Origin of the sequence: Silvimonas iriomotensis, from assembly GCF_014645535.1 — a bacterium.
GTDB classification, from domain to species: Bacteria; Pseudomonadota; Gammaproteobacteria; order Burkholderiales; family Chitinibacteraceae; genus Silvimonas; species Silvimonas iriomotensis.
Map to the genome: position 1 here is coordinate 440,455 of NZ_BMLX01000002.1, position 12,029 is coordinate 452,483.

Sequence of the window (12,029 nt, forward strand, 5' to 3'; positions counted from 1 at the left end):
TTAAACTCCTTCGCCCTTACACAGCCAGCGAAGACAAGCGGCGACGATAGCCGTAGATCAGGTTGATCAGGCCGCGCGAAACAAACACGGCACTGTACATGGAGGTCACGATGCCGATGCAGTGCACCCAGGCAAAGCCGCGCACGGCGCCCGAACCAAAGATCAGCAGGGCCAGACCGGCAATCAGCGTGGTCACGTTGGAATCCAGAATCGTGGCAAACGCGTGGGCGTAGCCATTCTGGATGGACATGTGCGGGCTCATGCCGTTGCGCAGCTCTTCACGCACACGCTCGTTGATCAGCACGTTGGAGTCAATGGCCATACCCAGCGTCAGTGCAATCGCGGCGATACCCGGCAGCGTCAGCGTGACACCCAGCATGGACAACAGTGCCAGCAGGAACATAAGGTTGGCGATCAGGGCAATGGCCGAGGACACGCCGAACACGCGGTAGTAGATCATCATGAACACGGCGATGGCGAGGAAACCATACATGGTCGATTCAAAACCACGCTGGATGTTTTCCTTACCCAGGCTCGGGCCGACGGTACGTTCTTCCACGATGTTCATCGGTGCAGCCAGCGAACCGGCGCGCAGCAGCAGCGCGGTGTCACGGGCCTGTTCTTGCGTCATGGCACCGGAAATCTGCACGCGGCCACCACCGATCTCGGAACGGATCACCGGCGCGGTCACGACTTCGCCCTTGCCCTTCTCTACCAGGATCATGGCCATGCGCTTGTTGACGTTGTCATGGGTCAACTGGCGGAAGATGCTCGCGCCGGAGGAATCCAGCGTGATCGATACTGCCGGTTGCCCTTGCTCGTCAAACGCCGGTTGGGCGTCGTTGATGTTGTCGCCAGTCAGCTCGACCTCTTTGCGCACCAGGATGGGCGCGGACTGGCCATTGCGGCCACGGTCGCTCATCAGCACGGTGTCATCCGGCACATTGCCGCCCAGCGCGGCCTGCAGGTGCGACTGGTCGTCATCCACAAGGCGCACTTCCAGGGTCGCGGTACGGCCCAGAATATCCTTGGCCTTGGCGGTATCCTGCACACCCGGCAGTTCCACCACAATGCGGCCTTCGCCTTGTTGCTGGATCACGGGCTCGGCCACGCCCAGTTCGTTCACGCGGTTATGCAGCGTGGTGACGTTCTGCTTGACGGCGTCAGACTTGAGCTGCGCCAGCGAGGCCGGGGTAAAGGTCAGCGCCACGCTGTAATTGTTGGCGTCTTTGGTTGGCGTTACAGCCAGGTTGGGGAAGCCCTTGCGCAGCGCGTTGGCGGCGTCATCCACCGTTTGCGCATCACGCAGTTGCACCACCACGCTGTCACGCTGGCGATCAATCTTGCCGTAGCGGATCGACTTGTCGCGCAACTGGCGGCGTACTTCGCCAGCGGTCTTGTCGAGCGACTTGGAGACCGCAGCATCCATGTCCACTTCCAGCAAGAAGTGCACACCACCGCGCAAATCCAGACCCAGCGCCATCGGCTTGCCACCCAGACGCACCAGCCAGGCCGGGGTCTGCGGGACCAGATTCAGAGCAACGGAGTAGTCATCGCCCAGTGCGGCCTGAATCGCATCCTTGACCTTGAGCTGGGTGTCGGTGTCCTTGAAGCGCAGCTTGACCGAGTTTTCATCAGTCAGCACGGCGTCCGGCGCAAACCCGGCCTTGGTGGCGATATCGACTACTCGATCTTGCAGGGCGGCATCTACCTTCACGGTAGCGCGGGCGCTGGAAATCTGCACAGCCGGGTTTTCACCAAACAGGTTAGGCAAGGTGTAAAGCACCGCCACGACAACGGTGACGATGATCAGCAGGTACTTCCACAACGGATAACGGTTCATGTTCAGAGCCGGTAATGACAAGCGGCAGCCAGTGTGCTGCCGCTTCTCGGGTTACGTTTTACTTGTTGTTTTTGATGGTGCCTTTTTCCAGGCGCTGCGCTACGGCAGAACGCTGGATTTGCACTTCAACACCGTCGGCCACTTCAATGGTCAGGTAGTTGTCGGTGGTCTTGGTGACACGGCCCAGCATACCGCCGGTCGTCACGATCTCGTCACCCTTGGTGACGGCTTGCAGCATGGCTTGCTGTTCCTTGGCGCGCTTTTGCTGCGGACGGATCAGCAGGAAATAGAACAGCACAAAGATAACGACCATCGGCGCAAATTGGAGCAGGCCGGCGGCCGGGCTCGCTGCGGCGGCGCCAGCATCGGCGGCATAAGCAGAAGGAATCAGTTGCAGCATGACGGTTGATTTTCCGTTTTAGTGTTAAACGTGATAAAGCCGCCCATTTTAGCCCGCGCGTTTGATGAAATCCACAACGGGCCGCCGGGGCGGGAATGCTGCCGGATTGATTGTATCCGGCAGCGACTTCGGACAAGACTGCGTTCAGTCGGTTCCGCGCGCGCGTTCAGCGTGAAATTGCGCCACAAAAGCCGGGAAGCGGTCCGCCTCGATCGCCGCACGCATGTCGGCCATCAGGATCTGGTAATAGCGCAAGTTGTGGATGGTATTGAGTTGCGCGGCCAGAATCTCGCCAGAGCGGAACAAATGATGCAGATACGCCCGGCTGAAATTGCGGCAAGTGTAGCAGTCGCAGGTTTCATCCAGAGGACGCTTGTCCTGGCGATGTTTGGCATTCTTGATCTTGATGTCACCGTAGCGCGTAAACAACATGCCGTTACGCGCATTACGGGTCGGCATCACGCAATCGAACATGTCGATGCCTTGCGAGACGCCGTAAACCAGATCTTCCGGCGTACCCACGCCCATCAGGTAACGCGGTTTGTTTTCCGGCAGGTGCGGCGCGGTAAAGGCCAGCACGCGATAGAACTCTTCGCGCGGCTCGCCTACCGACAGGCCACCGATGGCCATGCCATGAAAGCCGATGTCGTTGAGCACGCCCAATGATTCCATGCGCAGGTCTTCATGCATGCCACCCTGCACAATGCCAAACAGCGCATTGGGGTTTTCCAGGCGGTCAAATTCGTTGCGTGAGCGTCTGGCCCAGCGCGCCGACAAGCGCATGGAGTCCGCCGCTTGCTTGTGATCGGCCGGGTACGGCGTGCACTCGTCAAAAATCATGACAACGTCAGAGTTGAGCACGCGCTGGATACGCATGGATTCTTCCGGCGTCAGAAACAACTTGTCGCCATTGACCGGGCTCTGGAACTTGACGCCCTCTTCCGTGATTTTCCGCAGATCACCCAGGCTGAACACCTGAAAACCGCCGGAATCGGTCAGGATGGGTTTGTCCCAGCCCATGAACTGATGCAGGCCGCCAAACTCGCTGACAACTTCCAGGCCCGGGCGCAGCCACAGGTGGAAAGTGTTGCCCAGAATGATCTGGGCCGAGATTTCATTCAGGTCACGCGGGGTCATCGCCTTGACGGTGCCGTACGTACCGACAGGCATGAACACCGGCGTTTGCACCACGCCATGATTCAGGGTGACCTGACCGCGGCGGGCACCACCGCTGGTGGTTTTAAGTTCGAATTGCAGACCGTTCGCCACGGCCGGATTTTGAGTCGACATATTATTAGATACCTCTCGCAACCGGAAAACAGTCCGGCGCGGATGGGTTGAACAAGGGGATACGCCAGACAAACGGTGATTCACGCTCACGTCTGGCATAGCCAAAACCCGTGATTCTACAGGGTTTGCTTCTCCAGCAGCATGGCGTCGCCGTAGCTGAAGAAGCGGTATTCTTGCTCAACGGCATGCCGGTATGCATTCTTCATCACGTCGTAACCGGCAAAAGCGGATACCAGCATCAACAGCGTGGACTTGGGCAAATGGAAGTTGGTCACCAGGCGATCAACCACTTTGAACTCATAGCCCGGCGTGATGAAAATGTCGGTATCGCCCTGCGGCTGGGCCAGAAAGCCGTTCTGGCTCGCGGCTTCCAGCGCGCGCAGCGAGGTCGTGCCCACTGCAATGATGCGGCCACCCGCCGCTTTGGCCGCGGTCAGTTGCGCCACGGTTTCGCTGGAAATCACATAGCGCTCAAAGTGCATTTTGTGATCGGCAATGTTATCAACCCGCACCGGCTGGAACGTGCCGGCCCCGACATGCAGCGTGAGAAACGCCGTTTGCACGCCGGCTTCGCGCAATTGCGCCAGGATGTCATCGGTAAAATGCAGGCCGGCCGTGGGGGCGGCCACGGCGCCGGGGTCACGCGCGTACACGGTCTGATAACGCTTGGCGTCTTCGTCATCGGGCACGTGGGTGATATACGGCGGCAGCGGCAACTGCCCGGCGGCATCCAGAATCTGCAGCACCGGCATATCTGCTTCGAACTCCAGCAAAAACAGATCGCCCTGGCGTTCCACCATGCGCGCCACCCAGCCGCCGTTGAAAATCAGCTTTGTCCCGGGCTTGGGCGACTTGGAAGAACGTACGTGCGCGAGCGCGCGATGATCATCAAGCACCCGCTCGATCAATGCCTCGATCTGGCCACCACTGTCCTTCTGGCCATAGATGCGCGCCTTGATCACTTTGGTGTCGTTGAACACCAGAACGTCGCCTGCCCGCAAAAAACGGCCAAGTTCGGCGAACGTGCAATCTTCCAGTGTGGCGCCATTCACATGCAGCAAACGGCTGCCGCCGCGTGTTTCCGGCGGGAATTGCGCGATCAGATGCTCGGGCAATACATAGTCAAAATCAGATAACTGCATGAAAAACGCTCATTCATCGCTGTAATAAAGTTACGGGATTATATCAGCATCAACCCCGTGCAAGCCGCGCCGTGCTTCAGTGAAACGCTCTTTCAAACGACTGTTTTACCGCAAAAATGCAGCGAATTTCGTCGAATTTACTAGACAACACCCATGTAGCTCGGCAAACTCCCGCCGATGACAGGGAACACTCGATCCGGGGCGACCATGACGCAAGGCCGAAAAATTCTGGTTCTGCACGGTCCCAACCTCAATCTGCTCGGGGTGCGCGAACCGCAACATTATGGCGCCGATACACTGGCCGCCATCAATGCGCGTTTGGTTGAACAAGGCACCCTCGCCGGTGCCACGGTCGAGACATTCCAGTCCAATCGAGAGTTCGAGTTGATCGAACGCATTCACGCCACGCTGGACGACGGCACCGACTTCATCGTCATCAACCCCGCCGCGTTCACGCATACCAGCGTAGCGCTGCGTGACGCCCTTTCCGGCGTCAAAAAGCCGTTTGTGGAAGTGCATCTGTCCAACGTTCACGCCCGTGAATCGTTTCGTCATCACTCGTACTTTTCCGATCTCGCCGTTGGCGTGATCTGCGGGCTCGGCGCCAGGGGTTATGAATACGCCCTGTCGTTCGCGCTCTCCCATACCGTCAAGACGTCGTAGCACGACGCCTTCGTTCCAGACACCACTTAATTTCAAAAAGGGTTGCCATCAATGGACTTGCGCAAACTCAAAAAGCTGATCGATCTCGTCGAGGAATCCGGCATTGCCGAACTTGAAGTGACCGAGGGCGAAGAAAAAGTTCGCATCACCCGCGTCAACCAGAACGTTGCGCCGACATACCTGGCACAAGCGCCGCAAATCCAGTTGCCTGCAGCTGGCGCCGTGGCTGCCCCGGTTGCTGCCGCTGGCGAAGCCGCCCCGGCTGCCGCCGTACAGGAAGGCACTCCGGTCAAATCCCCGATGGTCGGCACGTTCTACCGCGCTCCGAGCCCGGGCGCCAAGAACTTTATTGAAGTGGGTCAGCAAGTCAATGCTGGCGACACGCTGTGCATTATCGAAGCCATGAAGCTTCTGAACGAAATCGAAGCTGAAGTCAGCGGCACCGTGAAGGCTGTGCTGGTTGAAAACGGTCAGCCGGTTGAGTTCGGCGAACCGCTGTTCATCATCGGATAATTCTGTGAGGTGTGCGCTCGCTGACCTGGCCCTGTGCCGGTTTGCGGGCAAAATCTCTCACTTCTCACGGAGTTGAGCCATGTTTGACAAGATTCTGATCGCCAATCGCGGCGAAATTGCGCTGCGTATTCTGCGCGCCTGCCGCGAGATGGGCATCAAAACCGTGGTCGTCCATTCCGAGATCGACCGCGAAGCCAAATACGTAAAGCTGGCCGATGAGTCGGTATGTATCGGCCCGAACCCGTCTGCCCTCAGTTACCTCAACGTGCCTTCGCTGATTGCGGCCGCTGAAGTGACCGAAGCGCAAGCCATCCACCCGGGTTATGGCTTTTTGTCTGAAAACGCCGACTTTGCCCAGCGCGTGGAAGAGTCCGGCTTTGTGTTCATTGGCCCCAAGCCTGAATCCATCCGCATGATGGGTGACAAGGTGTCTGCCAAGAACGCCATGAAGGCCGCCAAGGTACCGTGCGTACCGGGTTCTGACGGCGCCCTGCCGGATGACAACACCGAAGTGTTGAAGATTGCCCGCAAGATCGGCTATCCGGTGATCATCAAGGCCGCTGGCGGCGGCGGTGGTCGCGGCATGCGCGTGGTGCATGAAGAAAACGAACTCTTGCGCTCGGTCGAAATGACCAAGTCGGAAGCAGCCGCAGCCTTCGGCAACCCGACCGTGTACATGGAAAAGTTTCTGGAAAACCCGCGTCACGTGGAAATCCAGATTCTGGCCGATACTCACGGCAACGCCATTTATCTGGGCGAGCGCGATTGCTCCATGCAGCGCCGCCACCAGAAAGTGATCGAAGAAGCACCGGCACCCGGTATTACCGAAGCCCAGCGCAAGAAGATCGGCGAAGCATGTGCCGATGCCTGCCGCAAGATCGGCTACCGTGGCGCAGGTACGTTCGAGTTCCTGTTTGAAAACGGCGAGTTCTATTTCATTGAAATGAACACGCGCGTGCAGGTGGAGCACCCGGTGACCGAAATGATTACCGGCGTGGACATCGTGCAGGAGCAGATCCGTGTTGCTGCCGGCCTCAAGCTCAACTACACGCAAAAAGATATCAAGCTCAAAGGCCATGCCATTGAGTGCCGTATCAATGCGGAAGATCCGCTGAAGTTTGTGCCGAGCCCCGGCCGGATCACCACCTGGCACACGCCGGGCGGCCCGGGTGTGCGCGTGGATTCGCACGTGTACCAGGGCTACTTTGTACCGCCCAACTATGACTCGATGATCGGCAAGATCATCACCTATGGCGATACGCGTGAGCAGGCCATGGCCCGCATGCGCATTGCGCTGTCGGAAATGGTGGTACAAGGCATCAACACCAACATCCCGCTGCATCAGCAGCTGCTGGTTGATGCCAACTTTGCCAAGGGCGGCACCAGCATTCACTACCTGGAACACAAGATGCCGGAAATCCGTGCCTTGCTGGAAAACCAGGTCGGCTGATGGATGGCTTGATGCACAAGAAAAACGGAGCTTCGGCTCCGTTTTTTGTTTTACCGGATGCCACACTCAACAAGGAAAAGCTGAAATAGCGTTGCGGATCAGCGTGCTGCGGTGAGAAAATGGTCATTTGGTCCTAAGGCAGCATCATGTCCTGGCAAGAACTTCGTATCGAAACCGATTCCCGGCATGCCGAGGCGTTGTCTGACGCCCTGTTCGATCTCGGTGCGCTCTCAGTATCGATCGAGGACGCAACCGCTGGCACCGCTGAAGAAAAACCCATTTTTGGCGAACCGGGCGAGCCGCTTGAACAACTGTGGGAAAAGAGCATTGTCGTTGCCCTGCTGGAAGACGGCGCCGCGCCGGAGTTCCTGGTGGCCGCTGCCGCCAATGCGGTCGGCATTCCCAACCCGCTCTATGTCGTGCAGATTGTGGAAGAACAAGACTGGGTGCGTCTGACGCAGTCCCAGTTTGATCCGATCCACATTTCAGACCGTCTGTGGATTACCCCCACCTGGCATGAGTCGCCTGATCCGCGCGCTATCAATATCGTGCTGGACCCGGGCCTGGCTTTTGGCACCGGCAGTCACCCCACTACCCGTTTGTGCCTGCGCTGGCTGGACAACAATATCCAGCAAGGCGAAACCGTGCTCGATTACGGTTGCGGCTCCGGTATTCTGGCCATTGCCGCCCAGAAACTGGGCTCGGGTGAAACGCATGGCGTGGATATCGACGCGCAAGCCATGGTGGCCTCGCGCCAGAACGCGGAGCAGAACAACGTGCAGATCGAGTTCTTCCTGCCCGATGCCGCCCCGCAGCGCCAGTACGATGTCGTGGTGGCCAACATCCTGACCAACCCGCTCAAAACGCTGGCGCCACTGCTGGCTGGCCGTGTCCGGGCTGGTGGTCATATCGCCCTTTCCGGCATTTTGCAGGAGCAGGCCGAAGAGATCTTCGCCATCTACGGCGTGTGGTTCAATTTCCTGCCTGCCAGCGTGGAAGACGGCTGGGTTTGCCTGTCTGGCACCCGCAAAGCCGATTGAGTCCGCAATCTGGCTACCAGAAAAAAAGGCGATCATCGGATCGCCTTTTTTGTTGCCGGGAAAACGGCGCTCAGGATGGCGCCCGTTGCGCCAGCGGCACATGGGCCGGCACCACATGCAGCAGGCTCGCCAGCGGTTGCGGATCAGTCAGCAGGTGCGCCAGGGTATAGCGATCCAGCACGCCGTAGAGCGCTTCCAGCGCTTCAGCCAGCACAAACTTGAGCTGGCAAACGCGGGTAATGCGGCAGTCTGAATGCGCCGGGTCAAAACACTCGACCAGCGGGCTGTCGGATTCGCTGGCACGAACCAGCTCACCGATATTGATCCGGTCCGCCGGGCGTCCCAGCCGCATCCCGCCCCCTTTGCCGCGCACGGTCTCGATATACCCTTGCCGCGCCAGCCAGTTCACCACCTTCATCAGGTGATTATCAGAAATACCGTAGGCCGTGGCGATATCGCTGCGGGTCGCAAGCCCGTCGTTATTCACGCCCAGGTACAAGAGCGTGCGTAAACAGTAATCGGTAAAGACGTTCAGGCGCATGGCGCCTCCTTAACATACATTTTATATATTGATTATAGCGATTTGCGTGGCCCGGTTCAGGGACATCTTCCCGACGGTCCAGCCGCCGCGTCAGATTGGCAGCATGATGCTCAATGTGATGGCTTTGCGGCTGTGTGCAGCCCGGTTCCTCACCCGCATTACACCGCGGGCTGCGTGTGCACGCTGCGCAGCACCAGCGGCAACCGCCAGGCCAGCGTCGCCCCGCGCAAGGCCATGAACAAGGTCATGGCCAGCCACAGGCCATGATTGCCCCAGATGCGCTGCAAACCAAGCGCAAGCACCAGGAAACACGCGGCACACAGCAGCATGCACAGCATCAGGTCACGCGTGCGGGTGGCCCCGATGTAGACCCCATCCATCAAGAACCCCCATACCGACACCACCGGCATCAGCACCGCCCAGGGCAAGAAGCGCGCGGCGGCCTCCTGAATCGCCACCTGGTTGGTCAGCAGGGCCACGATCGGGTTGCCCGCCACGGCGTAGACCACGGTAAACGCCAGCGCCAGCAAGCCAGACCATAACGCACTGATACGAATAGCGTGGACCAGCCGTTCACGCTGCCGGGCGCCGATGGCCTCGCCGGTCAGGGCTTCAATGGCATGGGCCAGACCATCCAGCCCATAGGCCATAAAGGTCTGGAAATTCATCAACAGCGCGTTGGCCGCCAGAATGACATCACCCTGATGTGCGCCCGCGTGGGCAAACCAGCCAAAACTGCCCAGCAACAACAAGGTGCGCAAGAAGATATCCCGATTGATCAGCGCCAGCCGCTTGAGCGGTTCTGCCTGCAGCAAATCGGCCCGCCGCACTGGCGGCAAGCCGCGTGGCAACAAGCGCCGGATCGCCATGAGGCCAGCGCCAAACCCGGCCAGATCGGCGCAAGCCGTGGCGTAACCGATGCCGGCAATCCCCCACTGCCAATGCCGCACGAACAAAAACACGGCGATCACGTTAACCAGGTTAACCCACAGTTGCAGCACCAGCGCTTGCCGCACCCGCTGCACGCCCAGCAGATAACCCAGCACCACAAAATTGGCCAGCACCAGGGGCGCAGACCAGATGCGGGCATGCGCATAAGTCATGGCATCAGACTGCACCGCCGCCGTGCCGCCCAGTAACTGGATGGTGACGGCAATCAGCGGGCTTTGCAGCAGCAGTACAGCCGCGCCAATCGCAAACGCCAGCAACAACGCACGCCACAAGTTGTCGCGCAGGCCGGTGTAATCACCCGCGCCCCAGGCCTGGGCGACCAGCCCGGTGGTGCCCATACGCAGAAAACCGAAACCCCAGAAAATGAAACTGAAAAACACGCCACCCAGTGCCACGCCACCAATGGCCGAGGGATCGGTCATGTGCCCGGCCATGGCGGTATCGACCGCGGCCAGCAAGGGCTGGGTGAGGTTGGCCAGGGTGATGGGAATGGCAAGCCCAAGAACGCGGGCGTGAGTCACCGGGCTGGCCGAAGGCGTCATGAGGATGGGTATCCGGATACAGGATCAAGGCCCACGATCATCGCATATTCTGCGGGTTGCAACGTCTTGCTGCGTATCGGGCGTGACAACCTTTGCCCGGCGTCGTGACCAGTCTGACGTTACCAGCTAGAATCGCGGCCATGAGCTATATCACGCGCTGCCCCAACTGTCGCACCGCCTTCAAGGTGACCGAACCGCAACTGGCTGCCCACGGCGGCAAAGTGCGTTGCGGCAAATGTGCATTTATCTTCAATGCGCGTGACAGCCTGGAGCAGCGGGTACCCGATACGCCCGCGCCAGAAACCGCAACCGCCAGCCCGGTTGCACAACCGGTGCCCGCGCCACAGGCCAGCGCGCCAGTCAGCCAGCCCGCACCGCAAGCGGCTCCTGCGCCAGTGCTGGCACAGGCCCCCGCGCCCGTTGCGGCGCCGACACCAGTTGAGGCCCCGGCGCCCGTAGAAACCCCGCGCCCTGCCCCCATTCCCGCCCCGGTGGCCGTGCCTGCGCCCGAGCCCGAGCCAGCCCCCAGCTTTGCCCCGGTGCCCCAGCCGGCGCCTGCCGTACTTGCCCCGGTGGTTGTGGAACCCGAGCCAGCGCCGCCACCCGCGCCGGCCTTTGTAGAGCCCGTGCCTGAACCTGCGCCAGCCGTGGTGTCGGCGCCGTTTCTGCCTGCGCCAGAGCCCGCACCGGCGCCTGCCCCTGCAGAAACCATGCATGAATGGCTGCAGAACGATTACGTCCAGGCCATTGCCGCCGTCGCGGCAGAAGCCGAAGCGCGTGATTACGATGATTATGTCGCCGCGCCAGAACCCGCCCCGGCACCGGCAGCGCTGACCCCGGCCGAGCCGCCGGCCGCAGCGCCCCTGCCCGTGGCCCGGACCGAGCCGCTGGTCGCGCCAGAAGACGAAGAACCGGTGTTCACCGTACCGCTGCAAACCTGGTCGGCCGAAGATCAGGAACGCGAAGGCTATCGCCCCATCCGCACGGCGGAAGACGAAGCCTTGCTGGCCCTGCCGCCGGAAAAATCAAAGTGGCACCTCGCCGCCATTCCGCTGGCCTTGCTGCTGCTGATCGCCTTGCTGTTGCAGACGGGCATCCGCTATCGCAACGAGCTGGCCGTGAATTTCCCGTGGCTGCGCCCACCGCTGACCTCGTTGTGCCAGGTGGCGGGTTGTGATTTGCCGCTGCCGCGCAATGCAGGGTTGTTGCGTTCGGATTATTCAGAACTGATTTTTGTGCCGGACCACCCGGAACTGATCCAGCTCTCGGCCTCGCTGCGTAATCTGGCGCCGTATGATCAGGCACTGCCGTCGCTGGAGCTGACGCTGACCAACGCGCAAGAAGAGGTCGTGGCCAAAAAGGTGTTCTCTGCGCGTGATTATCTGGTCGCCAACGAGAAAAAACGCACCAGTCTGGCGGTAAATGACGAGCTGCATGTGTTCCTGCAACTGGACGCGCACGGTCTGGGCGCCAGCGGTTATTCGCTGTACTGGTTCTACCCCTGACCAGTGGCGGGCGCTGCCATGCCCTTGAAATGCCCGCCTGTTAACCTCATTTGCTGAGCTGTCCGCTTGCACATTGCAGCAGGGCATCTACAAAAAAAACACCAGCTTCATCTACAAAGAAGTGCCCCCGGCCGGTTTCCCCGGCCGGG

General features: G+C 60.0%; 11 protein-coding genes. 5 read left to right on the forward strand and 6 right to left on the reverse strand.

From position 1 onward, the window contains the following. Positions 1-16: 16 nt before the first annotated feature. From secD to queA, 4 genes are all read right to left on the reverse strand, one after another. Positions 17-1,843 (reverse strand): protein translocase subunit SecD, encoded by a 1,827-nt coding sequence (secD, locus tag IEX57_RS08560; protein WP_188703856.1) that lies wholly within the window; start codon positions 1,841-1,843, stop codon positions 17-19. Positions 1,844-1,901: 58 nt separating this feature from the next. Then, the gene (yajC, locus tag IEX57_RS08565) at positions 1,902-2,243 is read right to left on the reverse strand and encodes a preprotein translocase subunit YajC (protein ID WP_188703857.1); all 342 of its coding nucleotides are present in this window, start codon (positions 2,241-2,243) and stop codon (positions 1,902-1,904) included. A gap of 144 nt (positions 2,244-2,387) precedes the next feature. Then, positions 2,388-3,533: a tRNA guanosine(34) transglycosylase Tgt gene (tgt, locus tag IEX57_RS08570; RefSeq protein WP_188703858.1), complete on the reverse strand. Its 1,146-nt coding sequence runs from the start codon at positions 3,531-3,533 to the stop codon at positions 2,388-2,390. A 116-nt stretch (positions 3,534-3,649) separates the two neighbouring features. Continuing rightward, positions 3,650-4,675, reverse strand: a complete 1,026-nt coding sequence (gene queA / locus IEX57_RS08575; protein ID WP_188703859.1) for a tRNA preQ1(34) S-adenosylmethionine ribosyltransferase-isomerase QueA — start codon at positions 4,673-4,675, stop codon at positions 3,650-3,652. Between the two features lie 207 nt (positions 4,676-4,882). Here queA and aroQ point away from each other — a divergent pair, with 207 nt between their 5' ends. The 4 genes from aroQ (at position 4,883) to prmA (ending at position 8,341) form a co-directional block, all read left to right on the forward strand. Next, positions 4,883-5,338: a type II 3-dehydroquinate dehydratase gene (gene aroQ / locus IEX57_RS08580; protein WP_229708925.1), complete on the forward strand. Its 456-nt coding sequence runs from the start codon at positions 4,883-4,885 to the stop codon at positions 5,336-5,338. 51 nt (positions 5,339-5,389) lie between these two features. Beyond that, a complete protein-coding gene (accB, locus tag IEX57_RS08585; protein ID WP_188692707.1) occupies positions 5,390-5,851 on the forward strand; it encodes an acetyl-CoA carboxylase biotin carboxyl carrier protein in 462 nt (153 codons plus the stop codon). A 79-nt stretch (positions 5,852-5,930) separates the two neighbouring features. After that, on the forward strand, positions 5,931-7,301 hold the full coding sequence (gene accC / locus IEX57_RS08590) for an acetyl-CoA carboxylase biotin carboxylase subunit (RefSeq protein WP_188703861.1): 1,371 nt from the start codon (positions 5,931-5,933) through the stop codon (positions 7,299-7,301). A gap of 146 nt (positions 7,302-7,447) precedes the next feature. Continuing rightward, positions 7,448-8,341: a 50S ribosomal protein L11 methyltransferase gene (gene prmA, locus IEX57_RS08595; protein ID WP_188703862.1), complete on the forward strand. Its 894-nt coding sequence runs from the start codon at positions 7,448-7,450 to the stop codon at positions 8,339-8,341. A gap of 70 nt (positions 8,342-8,411) precedes the next feature. Here the strand turns inward: prmA and IEX57_RS08600 are convergent, their stop codons facing one another. Both IEX57_RS08600 and IEX57_RS08605 read right to left on the reverse strand, forming a co-directional pair. Then, positions 8,412-8,882, reverse strand: a complete 471-nt coding sequence (locus IEX57_RS08600) for an Rrf2 family transcriptional regulator (RefSeq protein ID WP_188703863.1) — start codon at positions 8,880-8,882, stop codon at positions 8,412-8,414. 158 nt (positions 8,883-9,040) lie between these two features. Next, positions 9,041-10,375 (reverse strand): MATE family efflux transporter, encoded by a 1,335-nt coding sequence (locus tag IEX57_RS08605; RefSeq protein ID WP_188703864.1) that lies wholly within the window; start codon positions 10,373-10,375, stop codon positions 9,041-9,043. Positions 10,376-10,515: 140 nt separating this feature from the next. Here IEX57_RS08605 and IEX57_RS08610 point away from each other — a divergent pair, with 140 nt between their 5' ends. After that, positions 10,516-11,880, forward strand: a complete 1,365-nt coding sequence (locus IEX57_RS08610) for a DUF3426 domain-containing protein (protein WP_188703865.1) — start codon at positions 10,516-10,518, stop codon at positions 11,878-11,880. Positions 11,881-12,029: the final 149 nt, after the last annotated feature.